General features: G+C 42.6%; 18 protein-coding genes. 7 read left to right on the top strand and 11 right to left on the bottom strand.

Going from position 1 to position 20,823, the window contains the following annotated elements; all coding sequences use genetic code 11:
- Positions 1-180 precede the first annotated feature (180 nt).
- Positions 181-507, bottom strand: a complete 327-nt coding sequence (gene trxA / locus FTU38_RS13715) for a thioredoxin (protein ID WP_078189572.1) — start codon at positions 505-507, stop codon at positions 181-183.
- A 266-nt stretch (positions 508-773) separates the two neighbouring features.
- Between trxA and ppx the strand changes: the two genes are divergently transcribed.
- From ppx to FTU38_RS13690, 5 genes are read left to right on the top strand one after another with little or no spacing between them, the layout of a single operon-like run.
- On the top strand, positions 774-2,294 hold the full coding sequence (gene ppx / locus FTU38_RS13710; RefSeq protein ID WP_078189571.1) for an exopolyphosphatase: 1,521 nt from the start codon (positions 774-776) through the stop codon (positions 2,292-2,294).
- Between the two features lie 33 nt (positions 2,295-2,327).
- The gene (locus FTU38_RS13705; protein ID WP_180111560.1) at positions 2,328-3,152 is read left to right on the top strand and encodes an acetyl-CoA carboxylase carboxyltransferase subunit alpha; all 825 of its coding nucleotides are present in this window, start codon (positions 2,328-2,330) and stop codon (positions 3,150-3,152) included.
- Positions 3,089-4,465: a tRNA lysidine(34) synthetase TilS gene (gene tilS / locus FTU38_RS13700; RefSeq protein WP_180111558.1), complete on the top strand. Its 1,377-nt coding sequence runs from the start codon at positions 3,089-3,091 to the stop codon at positions 4,463-4,465. Before FTU38_RS13705 ends, tilS begins: the two co-directional genes overlap by 64 nt.
- Positions 4,462-5,292 carry a pyrroline-5-carboxylate reductase gene (gene proC, locus FTU38_RS13695; RefSeq protein WP_168378486.1) on the top strand — a complete coding sequence of 277 codons (831 nt, stop codon included), beginning with the start codon at positions 4,462-4,464 and terminating at the stop codon, positions 5,290-5,292. Before tilS ends, proC begins: the two co-directional genes overlap by 4 nt.
- A gap of 27 nt (positions 5,293-5,319) precedes the next feature.
- On the top strand, positions 5,320-5,883 hold the full coding sequence (locus tag FTU38_RS13690; RefSeq protein ID WP_078189567.1) for a YggT family protein: 564 nt from the start codon (positions 5,320-5,322) through the stop codon (positions 5,881-5,883).
- Positions 5,884-6,044: 161 nt separating this feature from the next.
- On the opposite strand, the gene polA is transcribed toward FTU38_RS13690, so the two are convergent.
- Entirely contained in the window at positions 6,045-8,810 is a 2,766-nt protein-coding gene (gene polA / locus FTU38_RS13685) for a DNA polymerase I (protein ID WP_180102570.1), read from the bottom strand.
- Between the two features lie 163 nt (positions 8,811-8,973).
- Here polA and FTU38_RS13680 point away from each other — a divergent pair, with 163 nt between their 5' ends.
- Positions 8,974-11,760, top strand: a complete 2,787-nt coding sequence (locus FTU38_RS13680) for a DUF2339 domain-containing protein (RefSeq protein ID WP_180111577.1) — start codon at positions 8,974-8,976, stop codon at positions 11,758-11,760.
- A gap of 121 nt (positions 11,761-11,881) precedes the next feature.
- Here FTU38_RS13680 and FTU38_RS13675 read toward each other — a convergent pair whose 3' ends face one another.
- Entirely contained in the window at positions 11,882-12,805 is a 924-nt protein-coding gene (locus FTU38_RS13675) for a mechanosensitive ion channel family protein (protein WP_180024385.1), read from the bottom strand.
- 9 nt (positions 12,806-12,814) lie between these two features.
- On the bottom strand, positions 12,815-13,636 hold the full coding sequence (locus FTU38_RS13670) for a hypothetical protein (RefSeq protein ID WP_078192622.1): 822 nt from the start codon (positions 13,634-13,636) through the stop codon (positions 12,815-12,817).
- A gap of 100 nt (positions 13,637-13,736) precedes the next feature.
- Here FTU38_RS13670 and gspE point away from each other — a divergent pair, with 100 nt between their 5' ends.
- The gene (gspE, locus tag FTU38_RS13665) at positions 13,737-15,224 is read left to right on the top strand and encodes a type II secretion system ATPase GspE (protein WP_180105435.1); all 1,488 of its coding nucleotides are present in this window, start codon (positions 13,737-13,739) and stop codon (positions 15,222-15,224) included.
- A gap of 254 nt (positions 15,225-15,478) precedes the next feature.
- Here the strand turns inward: gspE and FTU38_RS13660 are convergent, their stop codons facing one another.
- From FTU38_RS13660 to FTU38_RS13630, 7 genes are all read right to left on the bottom strand, one after another.
- Positions 15,479-15,631, bottom strand: a complete 153-nt coding sequence (locus FTU38_RS13660) for a hypothetical protein (protein ID WP_180111557.1) — start codon at positions 15,629-15,631, stop codon at positions 15,479-15,481.
- A 174-nt stretch (positions 15,632-15,805) separates the two neighbouring features.
- Positions 15,806-16,198: a DUF4951 domain-containing protein gene (locus FTU38_RS13655; protein WP_180111556.1), complete on the bottom strand. Its 393-nt coding sequence runs from the start codon at positions 16,196-16,198 to the stop codon at positions 15,806-15,808.
- 203 nt (positions 16,199-16,401) lie between these two features.
- Positions 16,402-16,827: an organic hydroperoxide resistance protein gene (locus tag FTU38_RS13650; protein WP_078189560.1), complete on the bottom strand. Its 426-nt coding sequence runs from the start codon at positions 16,825-16,827 to the stop codon at positions 16,402-16,404.
- Between the two features lie 95 nt (positions 16,828-16,922).
- Complete coding sequence (locus FTU38_RS13645) at positions 16,923-17,747, bottom strand: carbon-nitrogen hydrolase family protein (protein WP_180111555.1); 825 nt, start codon at positions 17,745-17,747, stop codon at positions 16,923-16,925.
- 32 nt (positions 17,748-17,779) lie between these two features.
- A complete protein-coding gene (gene gigB / locus FTU38_RS13640; protein ID WP_180111554.1) occupies positions 17,780-18,298 on the bottom strand; it encodes an anti-anti-sigma factor GigB in 519 nt (172 codons plus the stop codon).
- A 112-nt stretch (positions 18,299-18,410) separates the two neighbouring features.
- Entirely contained in the window at positions 18,411-19,379 is a 969-nt protein-coding gene (gene gigA / locus FTU38_RS13635) for an RsbU family protein phosphatase GigA (protein WP_078192616.1), read from the bottom strand.
- A gap of 98 nt (positions 19,380-19,477) precedes the next feature.
- Positions 19,478-20,434: a VacJ family lipoprotein gene (locus FTU38_RS13630; RefSeq protein WP_180111553.1), complete on the bottom strand. Its 957-nt coding sequence runs from the start codon at positions 20,432-20,434 to the stop codon at positions 19,478-19,480.
- Positions 20,435-20,823 lie beyond the last annotated feature (389 nt).

Here is a 20,823-nt window from a genome sequence, read left to right as displayed (position 1 = left end):
AAAACAATTCTGTTGCCGAGCGGCATTTTATGTGTTGTGTTGTAAGAAAATGACAGGATTTGAGATCCTTAATTTCTTGAGTAAACAATATAAGAGAGAACACAGCATTTGTCAATTTATCAACCAAAAAAATACGCTGTGTAAAACAGCGTATTTTCGATTGTTTTTATCGAAAAAATATTAGATGTTTTCTTCGATGAAAGCTGTCAATTTAGATTTTGGTGCGGCACCGACTTGGGTTGCTACAACTTCGCCGTTTTTAAACATTAATAATGCAGGAATGTTACGGATGTTGTAGTTTACAGCTGTTTGTTCGCAAGAAGTTACGTCTACTTTAACGATTTTAACTTTGCCTTCAAACTCAGTTGAAAGTACTTCAAGTACAGGTGCAATGGCTTTACAAGGAGCACACCAACCTGCCCAGAAATCTACAAGTACAGGAGTATCAGACTCTAGTACGTCAGCTTGGAAGTTTGCATCAGTTGTATTTACGATATTGCCAGACATGGATTTTGCTCCGGATTTAATTTTTAAGTTGACTCTATGCTTATAAGTATTACATAGCCAACTATAACAATGTAGGGGGTTATGTAAATTTTCGACCTGAATGGTCAGTTTGTCTAATGGATGATCACGATGCCGATGATCGTGTATGACTATCATTGCTTCAGATAAAAAAACGATAAGTTCCGTTCGAACTGCTCATAAATGGCTTTTAAATTGCATGTATGTGAATTAATCTAAGCACAATTCTGAACAGGTTTTTTTGAATAATGTCTGATTTTTTGATTGATGAAGAATTACTTGCTGCTATCGATATGGGATCGAACAGCTTCCACTTGGCTATCGCACGTGTAGACCATGGCGAAGTGAAAAAAGTTGCATCAATGTCAGAAAAAGTACAGCTTGCCGCAGGTCTAGACGAAAATAAAAATTTGACCGAAGCCGCACAGCAACGAGGATTAGCCTGCCTAGCACGTTTTGTAGGGCGTTTAAATCCTGTCCAAGCCAACCGTTTACGTATTGTGGCGACCAATGCCTTGCGCCAAGCAAAAAATGGTCATGAATTTATTCAAAAAGCCGCTGAAATTTTACCGAAACCCATTGAAATCATTGCTGGTCGTGAAGAAGCCCGTCTCATTTATTTGGGAGTTTCACATACCATGGCAAACAGTGGTCGTCGTCTAGTGATTGATATTGGTGGGGGTTCTACAGAGCTGATTATTGGTGAAGAGTTTGAACCGATTCATACTGAATCCGTGCAAATGGGCTGTGTCGCTTTTACCAAAGCGTTTTTTGCCGATGGTGAAATTAACCTGAAAAGTTTTGATAAAGCGGTAAATGCTGCTCGCAAGGAAATTGCAGGTATTGCTAACACTTATAAAGCTGCGGGCTGGGATACTGTTGTCGGTTCAAGCGGTACGATCAAAGCGTGTCGTCAGATTTGTGTCAATATGGGCTGGAGTAACGATCAGGAAGAACTGACACGTGACGGTCTATTTAAACTCAAAGATAAATTGCTTAAATATAAGCATGTCAATGAAATGGAATTTGATGGTCTAAAAGAAGACCGTCGAGCAGTTTTGCCAGCCGGTATTGCCATTTTATATGCCGTCTTTGATGTGCTGAATATCGATAAATTGGTCTATTCGGATGGCGCATTACGTGAAGGCGTGATGTATGACCTCTTGGGTCGTTTCCAACATGAAGATGTTCGAGATCGTTCTGTACATGCGTTGATGGGTCGCTACAACGCAGATGTGAAACAAGCTGAGCGTGTAGTCAATACCGCGCAACAACTGTTTAATGGTGTGGCGACCGCACTGAATTTGACCAGTGATGACAGTGATTTACTGCGTCGTGCGGCATATCTGCATGAAATTGGTTTAGCGATTAGTCATAGTGGTTACCATCGTCATGGTGCCTATTTGTTGCAACATTCGGATATTCCGGGTTTCTCGCAAATTGATCAAAACCATTTGTCACATTTAGTGGCGCATCATCGTCGTAAGTTACGTAGTGATGCACGTGTCGATGTGATGAAAGTCGGTGGTAACAAACTTGTTTACTTATGTCTATTGCTTCGTTTAGCAGTTTTATTAAATCATAGTCGCAGCGATGAGATGCTTCCTGCCATTGAATTAAGCGTGGACAATGCGCAACAATGGCAACTTAGTGTTTCTGGTGATGCCAAACAGTGGCCTTTGTTGGTTGCAGACTTGCATGATGAGCAAGTGCAATTTAAGCATTGGGATATTGAACTGAATATCCAGTCGGAACAATTTATCAATTAACAGACCAGTTAAGTTAGGGATAATGATCGACCTATGAAAAATAAAGCAGCTCAATCTAAAGCCTGGACTACGGTTCAGATCGCACGTCATCCTGAACGTCCGCAGTTTTTGGATTATGTTGGCGAAATTTTTACAGAGTTCGATGCTTTGCACGGTGACCGCCTATTTGGTGATGACGGCGCGATGATTGGTGGTTTGGCTCGTTTAGATGGTCAGCCTGTGATGATCGTAGGTCAGCACCGTGGTCGTAGTACACGTGAAAAATTACAGCATAATTTTGGTATGAGTAACCCAGAAGGTTACCGTAAAGCACAGCGTTTATTAGATATGGCGGAGCGTTTTAATCTGCCTGTCTTTACCTTTATTGATACCATGGGTGCGTACCCAGGCGTGGGTGCAGAAGAACGTGGTCAAGCTGAAGCGATTGCAACCAGTTTGGCTCAGCTTTCTTCACTTAAAGTGCCTGTAGTGGCAACGGTATTGGGTGAAGGTGGTTCGGGTGGTGCGCTGGGTATTGGCGTAGCTGACCGTGTGATTATGTTATCTCACAGTATTTATTCAGTAATTTCACCGGAAGGCTGTGCATCTATTTTGTGGAAAACTGCAGAAAAAGCAGAGCAAGCAAGTGAAGCATTGGCATTGACGGCGGATAAATTGCAGAAGATGGGCATTGTAGAATACGTGGTGGACGAAGCGGAAGGCGCACATTTAAACCCTGAAAAAGTCATGCAGGATTTGAAATTGGTCTTGAAGCAAGCTCTAGAAGAACTACAACCAATGGATGCAAACGAACGATGCGAAGCGCGTTATCAGCGTTTAATGAAGTTTGGCAGCGACAATTTAGGGCTGACTGCTTAAGTCAAATTCAGGCGCTGCCTGAACAAAGCCGATTTTTAATAGGATGTAGTGGTGGCATGGATTCCATGTTGCTGCTGCATCTTATGTCGTTTTTGTGCCCTGAAAAAATACGGGTGATATATATTGATCACCAACTACAAGCGTGTAGTCATGCTTGGGGCGAGTTTGTACGCGCTCAGTGTTCAGCACTGAATCTTCCATTCATTATACAAAAAGTTCAGGTTGCGCAAGGTAATCTTGAAAATCAAGCCCGCTCAGCCCGCTATCAAGCTTTTGCCCAACATTTACAAGCAGATGAAATATTGGTACTCGCGCATCATCAGCAAGATCAAGCCGAGACACTGATGTTGCGGCTACTTTCAGGTGCGGGTGTCCATGGCCTTGCTGCGATGAAAAAATTCGATGTACGTGAAGATTTTACTTTATGGCGTCCGCTATTAGATCTTTCACGTGAGCAAATTTGCCAATGGGCAGCACAGCTACATGTGCAAAATATTCAAGACCTCACCAATTTTGATACCGACTATGACCGTGCGTGGAGTCGTGAAATTTTGTGGCCACTACTCAGTGAGCGTTTTCCTAAAATGCAGCAAGCTCTGAGTCGAACCAGTTATTTGATGCAAGATGCTGATGAAATTTTACTTGAGGTGTTGCAACAAGATTTAGCGGCTTGTGGTTCATCGCAAGTGTTATCTTTGGCGGCTTTACAACAGCTCAGTCTGGCACGTCAGCGTCAGTTGTTATCGCACTGGATGAAAGGTGAGGGGCAATATCGTCCAAGTTTTGAAATGGTACAGCGTTTAGTTTCAGAAGTGATTGGCTCACGCGAAGACTCGCAAGCGGCATTACACTGGAATGGATTTTACTATCTGCGCTTTCAACAGCAACTTCATCGGATTGCCAAAGCGGAATATCTGCCAACTGAACCCATTCAAGAGGTTGAGGTTGTAACTTGTGTTGCAGGTCAGTGCCTCAAGTTGCCTGCCGGCCATTTTGTGATTCAACCCTCAAAGGTTGGTTTATCACCTGAATTATTGGGGCACCAACTGCAGATTCGCCCACGCCTTGGCGGTGAAAAAATTCATTTATATGGCCGTGTCGGAAGTTGGCCGTTGAAAAAAGCCATTCAGCAGGCGCAAATTTTTCCATGGCGACGTCATACTATTCAAATATTAAGCCGAGATAATGTTATGCTAGGCGTCTTTACGCCTCAGGGCTTTTGGTTGGCGCAGTCTGAATTTTGTACTCAAGCTGGCTGGCAACCAACATTATCTCTTAACGCTAAATCTGCAATATCGGATCTTCAATCATGAGCGCAATTCTAAATTGTAATATCAGTTTCATTGGTGGCGGCAACATGGCACAGGCTTTAATTGGTGGCCTAATTGCACGTGGTGTCCCGACTACACGTATTACAGTTTCAGATCCCGTAGAAAAAGTACGTGAGCTTTTGGCTGAAAAAGATTTGCATGTGACCGATGATAATGTTGCGGCAATTCGAGATGCTGACATTGTTCTTTTTGCGGTTAAACCTCAGGTGTTGGCAAAAGTTTTGGCACCATTACAAGGTTTGCTAGAAGGGAAGTTGGTGATTTCAATTGTTGCAGGTGCAGAAATTGCAACGATTTCAAAACTATTAGGCACAGAGCGTATTGTTCGTGTCATGCCAAATACACCGGCTTTAGTTCAAACCGGTGCGCATGGCTTATATGCAGGTGAAGCGGTTTCAGCTGAAGATCGTGATCTTGCAAGTCAAGTTTTGGCTTCAACGGGTTTAACACTTTGGGTAAACTCAGAAGCGCAGATTGACGCAGTAACAGCTGTTTCTGGCTCAGGCCCTGCATACTTTTTCTATATGATGGAAAGTATGATCCGTGCAGGTAAAAACATGGGCTTGGATGAAAAAGTGGCTACAGCATTAACCTTGCAAACTGCATTAGGTGCCGCACAAATGGCGATTACCAGTGCCAACAGTCCTGCGGAGTTACGTAAAAATGTCACTTCTCCAAACGGTACAACACAAGCCGCGATTGAAGTATTTGATCGTGCTCAGATTTCACAAAATATTCAGGCTGCTTTAGCCGCAGCGCAAAAGCGTAGCCAAGAGTTGGCACAAGAGTTAAGCGAAAGCACCAAATAATTCGATTTGATTTAGGAAAGTTCAAGTATGGGCTCTGCTCAAATTTTTGGAATCATTATTAACGTTGCAATTTTGCTCGTATTTTTCCGTTTTTTAATGCAGCTTGCTGCCGTGAGTCCATATAACCCTGTGGTTTTGGCAACAGCAAAAGCAACAAAAATTGTCGACATCTTTAGCCGAATTTTCCCAACTTTGGCCAAAGGTCGAGTGAATACCGCAGCATTGGTGTTGGTGGTGATTCTGTATTTGTTAAAAATGTTTGGTTTGATGTATTTGTCAGGCGTGGCGGTGAATAGTCCATTCCATCTGATCATTATGACCTTTGTGACCATGATTCAGGATTTAATCCGTTTCTGTCGTTACTTAATTTTTGCATCGATTATTTTGAGTTGGGTCGTGATGTTTAGCCAGTCACGTTCACCTTATATTGAAGTGGTTCAAGAGTTGGCAGAACCGCTACTTGCGCCATTCCGTCGTATTCTTCCAAATATGGGGATGATTGACTTGTCACCAATTTTTGCGATTTTGGCATTGTTGGTTGCGGAAACCATTATGAAGCAAGTCGCAATTGCATTATTGACTGGTCTTTAATCTGAGCTAAGACGAGTTAAATTAAAAAGGACGCCGAGGCGTCCTTTTTTGTGGATTTAATATGTGGTGTAAAACAAGATATTTCTACTAACTAAGAAACATCTCACCTCCATCCCAACCTTCCTCCTATAAGGAGAAAGGTGTGACTGAACGTGAATGAATTAGTGTGCTTCGTCCCAGTTATTGCCTTGACCCACTTCCACAATCAGTGGAACGGAAATTTTCAACACAGATTGCATCACTTCAGTCAGTTGGGCAGACAGTTCATCGGCAATTGCAGCATCAACTTCAAACACCAATTCATCGTGTACTTGCAGTAACATTTTGGCTTGATCTTTCGGTAAGATTTTATCGACGGCGATCATGGCCAATTTAATAATATCCGCTGCAGAACCTTGTAGTGGTGCATTGATCGCTGCACGTTCAGCGCCTTGTTTCACCATTTTGTTGCTCGCCATAATGTCCGGTGTATACAGACGACGACCTAAAATGGTTTCCACAAAACCTTGTTCACGTGCGACTTGGCGAGTACGTTCCATATATTCCAAAACACCAGGGTAGCGTTGGAAGTATTTACCAATATAGTTGCGTGACTCTTCACGAGTGAAACCTAATTGACGAGTCAAACCAAATTCAGACATGCCATAGAGCAGACCGAAGTTCACCGCTTTGGCTTGACGACGTTGGTTGCTGGTCACTTCATCGAGTGGAATGCCCAAAACTTCTGCCGCAGTACGTTTATGTACGTCTTGCCCATGATTGAAAGCATCGACCAAGGCATGATCTTGCGAGAAATGCGCCATTAAACGTAATTCGATTTGCGAGTAATCGGCTGCCAATAAAATGCGACCTTCAGGTGCAATAAAGGCTTTACGGATTTGACGTCCAATATCTTCACGGACAGGAATGTTCTGTAAGTTTGGATCGGTAGATGACAAACGACCTGTAGCCGTTAAAGCTTGGTGGTAACTGGTATGCACACGATGTGTGTCATTATTCACTTGCTTTAACAGACCATCGGTATAGGTGCTTTTCAGTTTAGAGAGACCACGATATTCCAAAATTAAATCAGTAATCGGATGATCGATTTTTTCTAACACACTTTCACTGGTACTGTACTGACCTGTAGAAGTTTTCTTACCGCCTTTTAAACCTAATTTATCAAACAGAATCTCGCCGACTTGTTTTGGTGAGCTGACATTGAAGCTTTGACCCGCAAGATCGGTAATTTCTGTTTCTAAATTTTGAATGGTATTGGCAAATTCCACACCGAGTTGGTCGAGGAAGTCCATATCTAGCTCAATGCCGTTTTCTTCCATAGAGGTTAGAACACGGGCAACAGGCATTTCAATATTGTGCAAAATATTGATCAGTTCCGGATGGGCTTGTAACTTCTTATCGAGTACTTCATACAGACGATAGGTGACATGCGCATCTTCTGCGGCATAATGGGCTGCAGTTTCGAGCTCAATTTGGTTAAAGGTCTTTTGTTTTGCACCTTTGCCCGCCACTTGTTCGAACGTCGTTGTGAGATGACTTAAATACAAACGCGCGACGTCATCCATCCCATGACGTGTTGCCACAGAGTTAAGGACATAAGAGGCCAACATGGTATCGAAATACCAACCTGCCAAATGAATGCCATGATTTTCTAAGACATGTGCATCATATTTGAGATGATGACCAATTTTTTGTACGTCATTATCTTCAAGTAAAGGTTTGAGTTGATTCAGAATTGTGTCGCGATCAAGTTGTTGCGGCGCACCTTCATAATCATGCGCAAGCGGCACGTAATAGGCATCATGTGCATCTAAAGCCACCGAGAAACCTACAATCTGCGCAACGCGGTAGTCAAGGCTAGTGGTTTCGGTATCAAAGGCAAAACGCTTTTCAGTGCTCAGACGTTTAAATAACACATCCCAATCTTCTTGGGTCAATACTGTGTGATAACGTGCTTCACCGAGTAAATCATCAACACTGGTTTTGTCCGCTTGATCTTCCACTTCAGGTGCATTGGCAACAGTCGCCGTGGTGTTGATTGCTTTGGCTGCTTGTTTGTAGGTTGCACCATTGGGGTTGTTCGGATGATCTAATGACTGCAGTTGGTTACGGAATTCTAGTTCAGTATATAAATCACGAAGTGCTGGAATATTTGGATCAGCTAGTTTCAAATCTTCGTATTTAAGGCCCATGTCAAGGTCGCAAACAATGCTCGCCAGTTGGTGGTCAAGAGCAATTCCTTCGACATTGTCTTTAATGTTTTGACCGACTTTACCTTTAATGCTGTCGACATTTTCTAAAATGCCGCCAATCGAGCCGTATTCGGTTAAAAGTTTCGCTGCCGTTTTTGCACCAACACCGGGTACACCACGGATGCCGTCAGAGGCGTCGCCCATCAGCGTAAGGTAGTCAATGATTTGATTCGGCCACACCCCAAATTTTTCAAAAACGCCTTGAACATCCATCGGTTTGTCTTTGAAGCTGTCTTCTAAAGTGACACGCTCAGTAACGAGCTGCGCCATGTCTTTGTCGCCGGTGGAGATCAAAACTTGATGACCAGCTGCTTCAGCGCGTTTGGCCAAAGTTCCGATAATGTCATCGGCTTCAGCGCCCGGCAACATATGCAGTGGAATCCCTAGAGCACGAATTAACGCATGAAGATATGGAATTTGTTGTGATAATTCTTCAGGCATGCTTGGACGGTCACCCTTATAAATCGGGGACAATTCATGACGGAAGGTTGGTTCAGGTGTATCGAAAATAACGGCCATATGCGTCGGTTGGATACGACGCATTAATTTTTGGATGGCAGAAATGGCACCTCGGATTGCATTGGTATGCAAACCGGTTGAAGTGGTTAATGGTGGCAGTGCATGGTAGGCACGAAATAAAAAGTATGAGCCATCGACCAAGACAAATGGTGGCATGGATAATTTCCTAATCCTGAAAACGGTTTTATTGTACGTGATTTTTTGCCCGTACGCTGAGTCTAGATTGTATATGTAACTTACCGAATCACTGATGAATAGTTTTAATCCATCGGTCAGGCTCATGTATCATCAAAACATTCAGGAAAATGACGAAGCAGGTATGCTGAAACAGAATAATGAAATCAAGATGATTTGGTTGATGATGCTGATCATGGTAGGGATCGGGGCATGGTATTTAGATGTCCGTATCCTGAGTTATATCAGTGGCATCGGTTTTATGCTCAGTGTGATGAATTATGTCGATGATTTGCAGCACGGCGCTGATGCACTGAGCTCATCAAAACAAGCATTTCAAGTGACATCAAAGGTTCCGTTATATATTGCATCGTTATTAACGGTCGTTGGACTGTTAACAGAATTGGGTTATTTGGTTGCGATCGGGATTAGCCTGTGGGTTTATTTTTTTCTGCGTTGGCTGAAACGATTAGAACGTCAGTTGCATCTATTGCAAGGACACGTGCTTCAGTCGCAATCGAGTCATGCGGCTACTTCAATGTCAGCATCGACAATAGACTGTCCTGAATATTTTGATTCTGACAATACACCATCTGTACATCCCGCGACGGCAATTGGTACAGCTAGACATCAGGCAGTAGTCAATTCATCGTCTACTAATACACCATCCAAGTCTGCGCCAAATCTATCTAGTCAAATTCAGCAATGGCTTTTCCAAGGCAATCCCGTGTTAAAAGTGGCGGTATTGGTCTTGGTGATTGGCGTGGTGCTCTTACTCAGATTTGCCACAGAGCATTGGCAACTGAGCTTGGCCATGAAACTGCTGATCGTGAGTTTGGTCAGTGCTGGTGTTGTCGGACTGGGTTTTTGGCTGCAAACCAAAAACCGCAGTTTTGCCTTAGCGCTAGAAGGTCTAGGTCTTGCAGCGCTGTTTTTGACTTTATTTTTTGCCTATTACAATGCCGTGATTTCGGGCTTTAGCATAGCCTGTGTACTGTATGCAGCGCTTATGGCATTGACGATTTGGCTCAGTTTGAAACAGCAGTCGGTAGAACTGGCAATCATGGCGATGCTGATCGCCTATCTTGCGCCATTTACCTTGCCTGTTCGTGATGCAACTGCAACGGAATTTATTGCCTATTATCTTGTGATTAATATTGCTGTTGCGGTCATGAGTACTTTAAGACCGTGGAAATATCTGAATCAAATCGCTTTTTTGATGACGGTGATTATGGGTGGTGGATATGCTTTTTACCACGGATACACCACCGAACGTCAGATGATGAGCGTGTTGGTTTTAGCTCACGCTGCGATTTTTATCTGGCTGGGTTTTCGTTTTAGCCAGTTATTGGCGAAACAGGATCTTGCGCATTTTCAGCTTAAACCTGCCTTGGATATTGCACTGATTTTTGCCGCACCAGTGCTTGCTTATCTGGCATTGTATTTGATGTATTTTGAGGAAACGGTATGGCAGGCGGGGTATAGCTTGCTATTCGCAGCGCTTTTTGCCGTACTGTATAGCATTAGTAAACGTAGTGCTGTGATTCCACTGATTGCACAAAGTTATTTGAGTTTGACCTTAATTTTCTTGGCATTGATTCCACCGATAGTATTGAAAGAGCAGTGGAGTGTGGTTGGTTGGGCAGTTGAAGGTGCGTTGATATTTATATATGCCCTAGACAAGCAGTCCAATATCAGCCGTTATTTAGGCATGGCGCTCTTGGTGATGGCGGGTTGTTCAAGTCTGTACTATTTGGTTCAACTGCCACATTTCCCTGCACAGATGTATTGGGGCGTGTGTTTAAGCTATTTGGCGGCCATTATCGTGACGCATACTGTTCCTGCATTTCATAAACAGCTTTCCAGTTCGAGTATTGCCTTTCAATGTGTGCAAATGCTCTCAGCAACTACTATGTTCATCATGTTGCTCTTAGATTGGCTACAGACTAGCCATCAATTGGCTTTGAGTCTATTGATCGTCAGTGTGGCCTATCTGGTGGTGAATGAAGGCTTGTTAAAGCGAAAAGCTTCGTGGAGTTGGTCCATCATTAAGTGGACGGGTCTAGTGCCTGTTTATGTGATGGGGCTGTACCAAGTCATTTCAGTGAGTGAGAACGGTCAGTTAATTTGGCATTCAACGATGGAGCAGATTTATTTTGCATTCGCTGGGCTGAGCTTGACGCTGCTTTGGCTACGACCATTACTCGGTGTGCGTGAAGAAAAAGAATGGGTCAGTCTCGGAATTTTGAGCAGCTTGGCGTGGACCAGTCTGACGCTGATACCCAGTATGCCGTATATCAGTGTGGTGATTTTGCCGCTGTTATTTTGTGCATGGTGTTATTGGCAAGCGCAGCAACCGGCCTGGAAAATGTTTTGGCAAGCACGTAGCAGCTTGTTTTTGGCTCTAAGTTGGATCATTAGTTCGCAATTATATAGTCAGCAGGCCTTTGTGGGATATATCTTGCCGATACTGAATCCTTTTGATGCAGTGAGTTTGCTGTTGTTAGCGGCTTTTTTATGGATGTTGAATCAACAGTTAAAAGCCGGTTTAGATCGTAGCTTGGCTGCCGTGTTGAGTGTTCTTGGGCTACTTTGGTTAAGTAGCTATGTCGTGCTTCGTGCCTTACATATATATCTGGATACGCCTTATAACAGTTTAGACATTTGGAGCGATGCGACCATTCAGCTGAGTTTTACTGTGCTGTGGGTGTTATTGGCTTTGGTGAGTATGCGCTTTGCCACTCAGCGCCAATTACGTTCAGTTTGGCTACTTGGTGGCAGTATTTTGGTCTTGGTGACGTTGAAATTGGTCTTGCTGGATTTATCTCATGTCGGCACACTCATGCGAGTGATTTCATTTATGGCGGCAGGTTTTGCCATGCTTTTGATTGCCTATATTGCACCCATGCCGAATGACAAGGTTGAACCATGATGAAATTCTTAAAGGTACGAGATCACTAAGCTGTACAGGTCGATGGCTATAAAAGTACATGATAAAAAAAACCTGCACATTTGAAGATATGCAGGGCTTTTCATATCAAGTCTATAAACTATTATTTGAGTTGAGGCTCTCGTTGAATCTCTTGTGCATTGGCATATTGATCGACGTCGGCATCGCTTGCTTGCGTAGAAAGCGGGTGGTCAACAAAACCCATTTTCGGTACAGGAATTTCAATTTTATTTTCGACAAAAGCATTTCGAATCCGTTCCTGCATTTCATCACGGACTTTCAGGAAATTCTCTCTTTGACACCAAATGGCAAAAAGCAATTCAATGGATGACTCTCGAAAGGCAGTGACGGTTACGGCAGGCTTAGGGTCGGCCAAGACCAGTGGATATTTACTGACGGCATCTAATAGAACTTCGCGAACTTTGATGATGTCTTCATGAAAGTTAATCGCAAGGGTAATTGGAATGCGCCGTATTGGAAACTTAGACAAGTTATGTACAGGTGCCCGAATTAGTTGTTCATTCGGCAAACGGACATAGACATTGTCTTGCGTGAGTAATTTGACCGACAACAAATCAATCGAGATCACTTCACCTTCAATGGTGTGCCCGCGAATCAGTGTCAATTGAATGGTATCACCAACCTCAAAAGACCCTTCACCGATCAAGAACATCCCGCTGATCAGGTTGGATGCGGACGTTTGCGAGGCAAAACCCAGTGCGACCGTTAAAATACCTGCTGCACCCAAGAAGACGCTGAGTTTAAAGCCAGCTTCTTTTAAACTGGCCATCACAAAGATTAAAAAAATAAAATAGAAAATCCCGCGACGCCAAACCAACTGCTGATGGGCATTGAAACGCATACCTACAGTACGGATAAAGGTGTTTGAGATAAAACGTGCAATCAGAAAGCCGATGACTGCCAGTAAAACAGCCACCAATAATTCGGTCAGCCGATCGGTATTGAGATTGGCGACCATTCCTTTTAGGCTGCTGGTAATTTCTGTCGAAATATTTAAATCTGCCATGGCTCACCGTTAGAAAAATGAATCAAACATATTGAATAGCACATTGGCTGACTCGCGTGGCGGATGCAGATAAATTACGTCACCTGCTTGTGGCGGTGTACGGTTTTCAATTTTGACCCGCGGCGGTTTGTCATGACCTTCATGCACGACCCGAATTTGTGAAGTCCATAAACGTCCCGTACTTTCACTATAAAATAATGGCAAAGCCGGTACAGGGACATTCATACGGTCAAAGCGAATCTGTTGATTACTCACGTTATGAAACTCAATAGGGGTTACAGCACGAAAAGCACGCGGTTTGAGTTGTTTAAGTTCTGTACGACCATCAACTGCTGTGGCATAGCAAATTTCACCCATTCGATGATTCGGACCAAACCAGGTATCTTTTGGTAGAATAACAGGTATATCAAACAAGGGTTCTCTAAGACCTTCGACAAAACCAGCAATCCAAAGCGGTGTGCTGATATATAGCGTTCCGCGCTGTCCGGCTGGAATATAAATCGGATCGACCGGTTTAATCACCACAGACCGATCTGCCAAACGTGGCATGATTTGAATTTTGTCATGTGTTTGGCGGAACATATAGCGTTCCATTTTAATGGGCTGTGGAAAACCAAATTCAGGGTCTTGTATCGGATGCCATTGTTGCTCATAGTCAAACTGAAAGGTTGGGCGATGGTATTCCATACGCCACTCTTGCATGCCGCGCGTCACACGGAACAATAAAGACCCAAACTGCCAACTGCGCGGGTGATTCAGTTCAAATTGATATTCTCCCCACCATTTACGTTTTGGGGATTCCTTTTCAGTCAAATCATTTTCTAATGGCAATGCGTATATCCCTTGTCCTGATAAATCCTAAAAACAGACTTCACGCTGTCAGATGCTTAGAGTACACTCAAAACAACTTTTTTCATCATTATAATGCGTGATGCAAGTACTTAAACAATTACAAATACCATATAGTTTTGCCAAACGTCATGGCGTATTGCTTCGATATGAGGGTGATCAAGCTTTTATTGTACGTCGTGACAGCACGCCACTGCTGGCTTTACAAGAAGCACGTCGCTATTTAGGGCATCCTGCACAATATCAATTATGTGGCGAGCAAGAATTTAATCAATTACTCAGTGCAAGCTTTGCCGGAGACACCGGTGAGTCTCAACAAGTGGCAGCGGGTCTGGAAGATCATCCTGATTTACTTAGCCTTGCGGACTCTGTACCAGAAGCTGAAGATTTGATGGATCAGGAGGATGATGCGCCGATTGTACGCTTAATCAATGCCTTATTGTCGGAAGCGATCCGTGTCGGTGCTTCAGATATTCATATCGAATCTTTTGAAAAAAAGCTGTCTGTCCGCTTACGTGTCGATGGTCAATTACGTGAAATTGTCCAGCCACGTCGCGAGCTTGCGCCATTGTTGGTGTCACGGATCAAAGTCATGGCTAAACTCGATATTGCAGAAAAGCGAATTCCACAAGATGGTCGTATTTCACTGCGTTTGGCAGGCCGAGAAGTTGATGTTCGTGTATCAACCTTACCGTCTTCCTATGGTGAGCGTGTGGTGATGCGTTTACTCGATAAACAAGCTGGGCGTTTAAATATGACCCATTTGGGCTTGATGCAACATGACTATGATCGACTGAAACAACTGGTGCATCGTCCGCATGGCATTATTTTAGTTACGGGACCAACGGGTTCGGGTAAAACCACAACCTTATATGCGGCATTGTCTGATCTAAATGATGGTTCAAAAAATATATTGACTGCAGAAGATCCGATTGAGTATCAACTTGAAGGGATCGGGCAGACGCAGGTCAATACCAAAGTGGATATGACCTTTGCTCGTGCATTAAAAGCCATGCTTCGACAAGACCCAGATGTGGTGATGGTCGGTGAGATTCGTGATTTAGAAACTGCTGAAATTGCAGTACAAGCGTCATTAACAGGCCACTTGGTACTTTCAACGCTGCATACCAATACAGCAATCGGTGCGGTGACCCGTCTTAAAGACATGGGGATTGAACCCTTTCTACTTTCAAGCTCATTGATCGGTGTGGTGGCGCAGCGTTTGGTTCGAACCTTGTGCCGTCACTGTGCGACTTGGCATGATGCCGATGATTTTGAAAAAGACTTATTTAAGCATCTCGATGCATCGGCCGAATTAAAATTGCCACAACCTAAAGGATGTGAACAATGCTCGCATACTGGATTTACAGGGCGTACCGCAATTTATGAAATCGTCCCGATTGATGAGCAAACACGTCGCCTCATTCATGGTAATGCTGCTGAGTTTGAGTTAGAAAATCATGTACGTGCAAATGCGGGTTCAATTCGTGATGATGGTTTGCGTAAAGTTTTGGCAGGTAAAACCACCATTGAAGAAGTGCTCAGAGTGACGAATGAAGCGGCTGAATAGTCGGTGTGAAATATCAATAAAGCCCCGAAGCCTGTGTAATGATTCGGGGCTTTGCTTTAATTAATCTTTTCAAAATGAATTACAGCATCATATGCTTTGTCTGTCAGAGTGAGCTGAGTTGCATCACTGAGTTTCATTTCAATGCTATTGCTCTCTTTATATTTCAAAACATCATGGCTCACTTCGGCCATACCTGATGTAGTACTAGAAGTGCGCTCAGTATTATTTTTATCGAGCCAAAATTCGTCTTTAATTTAATAGTCATCGCCTTGTTTGCTAATTGAAAGTTTGCGAAGGCTCTCCGTGTCAGGTGTTTGTTTCCATTCCCCTGAAAAATCAGGCGCAGGTGTTTGGCTACATGCGGCTAAGGCCAAGCTTAGAAAAAGCATCGAAAAGTATGTTTTCATTGTAAAGTCCTGAAAATGATTTTAATTTTTTTATGGATGTATAGTTAATTATAGTTTGAATATTAAACAATTTTTTAATTTTATTCATTAATCTTTCTATCGAATGTCTCATGATTTTTTATTTCTAATTTGAACTAAAAACAGCCCAAAAATATGGGCTGTACAGTCTTTCACTTACCACAAACTGACAATTTTCTTCATCAATTCAGCACGAATAAGCGCGGTTGGGTTACCTGCATTGCGCTGCGTTTCATTTTCATAAAACTTTTGCCAAGTTTGAACCATCTCTAAAGTGACATCTTGAGTTTTAAGCTTTTCAACGTCGGCTTTGTTGATATTGGCTAAGCGTGCTGCAGCACCTTCTGGGCCTGTACCCCAACCAATGATGCCTTGACCATAGGCAGGTAAAGACATGTTGTTTGGTGTTGGCGGTAGCGCAAGACGTTGAATATCTGGATTGACCAGGGATTTAATTTGAGGGCGGACTTTTTCAGACAGGGTTAATTCGGCAAAACTTAGTGTGGGTGCGCTGATTAGCAATGTACTGATAAGGAGAGGTTTAAGCATCATAGATCAACAAATGAATGTAAATAATAATCGTTATATATTTTAGCAAGGTTTTGGTAGCTGAATAAGAATATTTAAATGCATTGGAAATGGATAAGGCTTTATTTTGAGCTCAGCTGTAGATTTGTAGAAGTCAAAAAAGTTCAAAGCACTATTTTATAAGGAATTAAAACAGTGCTTTGTATAGATAGGTACAAATGGATTTAAGTCAAAACATTTAAAGTGACATTAATATTGTTTCGGGTCGCATTTGAATAGGGGCAAACAATATGTGCAGCATCGACCAATTTCTGTGCCTCGCTTGCATCCATACCCTCAAGATGAATATTAAGCGTCACTTCAATACCAAATCCTGTTGGAATAGGGCCGATACCAACATCACCTTCAACATAGGCAGCAGGGGCAATCGAAATTTTATCTCGGTTAGACACAAATTTCATTGCACCTAAAAAACAGGCTGAATAACCAGCGGCGAAGAGTTGTTCGGGATTTGTACCATTACCTGTACCCCCCATAATTTTCGGCACCGCCAATTGAACATCTAAATGACCATCGGACGTCGTTGCACGACCATCACGACCACCAGTGGCTTTTGCATGGGCTGTATAAACTGCTTTTTCTAAAGTCATTTTTCTAATCCCTCAGATGATGGTTCAAAATCATATCGTGGGGGATTTTGTTTAAATAATATTCAGTTTTTTTGTAATTTTATACAGAGTGAAAATCAATATTGAACCAAAACACGGTGCTGCATCAGTGGCATTGATGCGCGAATCTGTTCCTGCTCGTCTAAGTCGAAAGGAACTGTGAGTAGTTGAGCGCCTTCTTCTGCGGTGATTGCTAAAATTTGACCACGACTATTGCTTGCTCCAGCATGACCCCAAGTTTGACGCTTTTCACCATGCCAACCTTGTTGTGCTGCACCTAATACAGCACATTGACTATCCATAGCACGAGCTTGCAGTAAGAGCTGCCAGTGCATTTCACCCGTGGTATAAGTAAAAGCTGCAGGCGCCGTTAAAATGTTTGCACCTTGGCTACGAAGTTTCAAAGCCAGTTCAGGAAAGCGCAAGTCGTAGCACACCATCAGGCCAATATTGCCAAAAGGTGTTGTTGCAACTACGGTTTCAGTACCAGGTTCAAAAAATTTTGATTCTTGATAGCCACCGACAGCGTCACCAACTTGAACATCAAATAAATGAATTTTGTCATAACGTGCTTCGGTACGTTCAGGGCTGATACACAGGCTGACAGTACGGACACGACCATCTTGAATGATTGAACCATCTGGACGATAAGGGCATGGGAGTGTGCCCGCAACAATCCAAAGTTGATAACGATGTGCGAGTTGTTCTAGTCGCTGCTGAATACTTTCAAATTGCGCCGCGGTTTCGCGTTGTTTACCTGCGGCAAAGCAGACAAAATTTTCAGGAAATACAATGAGACTCGCACCTTGAGCCTGACTTTGTTGCATCAATGACTCGATCACTTTGAAGTTATCTTCAATGTCATTTTGAGAATTCATTTGAGCAATGGAAAGTAAAATCATGCGAAGAGGGTCTCTGCTGTGATTAACCTAAATTAGACATTTTGCTGCTTGGGTTGCTCTAGATTGTCCTGCTCTTTTTGCAGTTGTTTGACCAAAGGCTCAAATATATTTTGGTTGCTATCATTTAGTTTCATCAGCGTTTTGTGTGCATCTAAAACCGTATTCAGCATATTGCTATGGGTAATGTGTTCTTCCATAAGTGCGCGAGTGCATACACTTGGATCACCACAATAATTCAAAATAACAAACACCTGACCTAAACCCATGCTATTGGCAAGCGTTGTGATATCAGAGTTTGTAGACAACATTACCGCTTGGATATGGTGAACTTGTTTGAGCTTCAAACCCAGTTTAGCCAAAATGCCAAGGACAGTACTATCGATAAATGTCGTTTGGGTTAAATCAACGATTGCACCGACGACATTTTGTTGCTGTTCAATTTTGTTTAATAACTTGTCTAGACTAATACAAGATTGGGCACGCACTTCGCCAATAAGCTTAAAAATATGCGTTCCGTTCAAGCTTGCATATTCAACATGACCTGTTGACATATAAATGCCATTTGCAGAGAAGGATAGTAGATTATCCCATAGGGGCACAGCTTACTCAAGTAGCCGAGTATGATCAGAAAGTCTTATTCGGTTTAAGTAGTTGATTTCGTGACTAATTGATTCGACGTAAACTTAGGATGGCAATATCGTCGGCAACATGGTCTGGTGCTTGAAATGATTGATTTTGCAAGTGATAAACCAATTGACCTAGCTGTTCATTCAATCCACCATCAAAAGGTTCAAGTGCGCCATCCGAGCAAATTACAAAGCGCGAATAACGATTTAAGGTAAATTCAAACTCTTCAACTTCTAGGTCTTCAGTTAAGCCAAGTGGAAAGCTACTGGTATTTAAAATTCGTGCGGGAAGACCGGGTTCAAATAAAATGGCCGGCGGATAATGGCCTGCACTAGACCATTTCAAGACATGCGTATCGAGATTGAGTATCCCTGCAATCATGGTAATGTGCTTTTCAATATTTTCTTGAACCAACATGCCATTGAGCTTTTTGATGAGTTCTCTCGGGGTTTTTGAACGACCGTGGAAAGCAGCCATCCAAGAGGTCAGTAAACTACTCGTCACCCCATGACCAGATACATCTGCGAGATAAAACATGATTTCTTTATCGCTGATTTTCCAGTAATCGTACCAATCACCGGATAAATAGGCTGAAGGCTGGAAGAATGTTTCAATTTTATAGTTGTGGAGTTCAATCGGGTTGGGCAGTAAACGTTTTTGCAAATCTGCAGCAGAAGGGAGATCACGGCTGTCTTGATTGCGTTTGTATTGCGCATCAATTTTAGTGAGTGCCACCTGAAGGTTGGTTGGAATATGGTCCCAAACCCATCCGGCTAAAGCGCCTTGTTGCCAAGCTTGAGCCAATGCAGCACCTTCATGCTCAAAAGCGAGCACAATGGTAGGAAGTGTCCATTGGTGATTTAAAAAGTCGGCAACATCAGCAATTGCAATGATCGTTGGATCATACAAGTCTAGATCTTCAATGTTAATCATTTGTACGCTAGGAAGCGCATCAAGTACCTGATCTAAATATGGAATATCACGAGTAGGTTGAATGAAATACATAAAGAATTAGATGAATCCTTCGATAGACAATAAGTGTACTATAGCAAGCTAATGATGGCTGGAGGGAAAAACCACACCAGCCAATTGAAAAATTTTATTTATTCAGTTGTTACCGTGTCGGTATCATCTGAAATGCTATCATCAATGAAATCGGTAGAATCATCAGATGAAACGTCTACTGAATTATCTTCAGATTCATCAATATCGTCATCTTCTTCATCAATAAATAAGTTTTCTTCAGCAATACCTTTTTTCTCAGCAATAGAATAGTTCAGGCGTTGCAAATAAATATCACGAATTTGAGCGTATTTATCGCCTTGCAATACACCTTCGATATCCAGTAATTGAGCGCGAGTATCGATTCCACGTAAAGTTTGCTCAGACCAATACGCCACATCATGACCATCAAGCATATATTTCTGTGGACGTCCTTGACTATCTACTGCTAGACCGACGGTTTGGCGCAATGTGCTTGGACCAAGCACTGGTAGAACAATATAAGGACCAGAAGGAATACCGTAATAACCTAAAGTCGCGCCAAAATTTTCATCTTCTGTTTCTAGACCCAGACGGCTTGCAGGGTCAGCAAAGCCTAAAGTTGTCAGTGTATTAACAGTAAAACGCCCCAGACTTTTTGCGGCACGTGTCGGTCGACCTTGGGTGAGTTGGTTAAATGCATTCCAAGGTTCGCCCAAATTTTTACGGAATAAACGATACGATTCACGTATATCCTTAGGGGTTTTTGCGACATATTGCACAGCAGCAGGGCGGGCAATATGGACATCTAAATAATCATTAAATGCGTAAACTTTCCGGTTGATCGGCTGGAAAGGGTCTTTATCTTCTTCTGATTGTGCTGCATTGGCATTTACAGATAATTTTTTTGCAACTTCAGATGACTTGACCATCGCAGCATGCGCAAGTTGTTGCGTTTTTGATTTATTGGCAGCTTCTGAGTCTTGAGCAACAGGTGCTGAAGCCTCGTCATTTGCAAATACAGGTGTTGTTACGACAAGTGACAATAATCCTGCATATAAAAAAGAAGTTTGGCGCATATATAGTCCTGACGCTTTTAGCGCGGCAAAATGTTTGCCGTATAATAAGTAAAAACGTTCAAATAATCCTGATTTATTACTATTAAACCAAATTTGATCAAAATATGAATGAAAAAATGTAATTTGGGTGAAAAATGTGCGCTCAAAATAATTATTTAAAAAAAGGTGTTGCAACGGATGTGAAATGCTGTAGAATGCACATCCATCGGCGGTGATGAAGATTAAAACTTCTGATAAAACAATGACTTGGTTGAATTGATTAAGTTGGGTTTTATTTGATAAGTTTAAAAATAATTTGAATTACTGGTTGACTCTTTAGAAATAAAGAGTAATATAGCCGACCTAGCTTGCTGGTGACGAACCAACAAGAAGATCATTAAGAGATTATG

This window comes from Acinetobacter sp. YH12098, assembly GCF_013419235.1.
Classification (GTDB): domain Bacteria; phylum Pseudomonadota; class Gammaproteobacteria; order Pseudomonadales; family Moraxellaceae; genus Acinetobacter; species Acinetobacter amyesii.
Note: the sequence above shows the minus strand (reverse complement) of the source record. Positions and strands in the feature narration are given on the sequence as shown.

Excerpts from the sequence above, each read along its gene's own strand:
- trxA (WP_078189572.1), bottom strand. The coding sequence starts at position 507 with ATGTCTGGCAATATCGTAAATACAACTGATGCAAACTTCCAAGCTGAC.
- ppx (WP_078189571.1), top strand. The coding sequence starts at position 774 with ATGTCTGATTTTTTGATTGATGAAGAATTACTTGCTGCTATCGATATG.
- FTU38_RS13705 (WP_180111560.1), top strand. The coding sequence starts at position 2,328 with ATGAAAAATAAAGCAGCTCAATCTAAAGCCTGGACTACGGTTCAGATC.
- tilS (WP_180111558.1), top strand. The coding sequence starts at position 3,089 with ATGCGAAGCGCGTTATCAGCGTTTAATGAAGTTTGGCAGCGACAATTT.
- proC (WP_168378486.1), top strand. The coding sequence starts at position 4,462 with ATGAGCGCAATTCTAAATTGTAATATCAGTTTCATTGGTGGCGGCAAC.
- FTU38_RS13690 (WP_078189567.1), top strand. The coding sequence starts at position 5,320 with ATGGGCTCTGCTCAAATTTTTGGAATCATTATTAACGTTGCAATTTTG.
- polA (WP_180102570.1), bottom strand. The coding sequence starts at position 8,810 with ATGCCACCATTTGTCTTGGTCGATGGCTCATACTTTTTATTTCGTGCC.
- FTU38_RS13680 (WP_180111577.1), top strand. The coding sequence starts at position 8,974 with ATGCTGAAACAGAATAATGAAATCAAGATGATTTGGTTGATGATGCTG.
- FTU38_RS13675 (WP_180024385.1), bottom strand. The coding sequence starts at position 12,805 with ATGGCAGATTTAAATATTTCGACAGAAATTACCAGCAGCCTAAAAGGA.
- gspE (WP_180105435.1), top strand. The coding sequence starts at position 13,737 with ATGCAAGTACTTAAACAATTACAAATACCATATAGTTTTGCCAAACGT.
- FTU38_RS13660 (WP_180111557.1), bottom strand. The coding sequence starts at position 15,631 with ATGAAAACATACTTTTCGATGCTTTTTCTAAGCTTGGCCTTAGCCGCA.
- FTU38_RS13655 (WP_180111556.1), bottom strand. The coding sequence starts at position 16,198 with ATGCTTAAACCTCTCCTTATCAGTACATTGCTAATCAGCGCACCCACA.
- FTU38_RS13650 (WP_078189560.1), bottom strand. The coding sequence starts at position 16,827 with ATGACTTTAGAAAAAGCAGTTTATACAGCCCATGCAAAAGCCACTGGT.
- FTU38_RS13645 (WP_180111555.1), bottom strand. The coding sequence starts at position 17,747 with ATGATTTTACTTTCCATTGCTCAAATGAATTCTCAAAATGACATTGAA.
- gigB (WP_180111554.1), bottom strand. The coding sequence starts at position 18,298 with ATGTCAACAGGTCATGTTGAATATGCAAGCTTGAACGGAACGCATATT.
- gigA (WP_078192616.1), bottom strand. The coding sequence starts at position 19,379 with ATGTATTTCATTCAACCTACTCGTGATATTCCATATTTAGATCAGGTA.
- FTU38_RS13630 (WP_180111553.1), bottom strand. The coding sequence starts at position 20,434 with ATGCGCCAAACTTCTTTTTTATATGCAGGATTATTGTCACTTGTCGTA.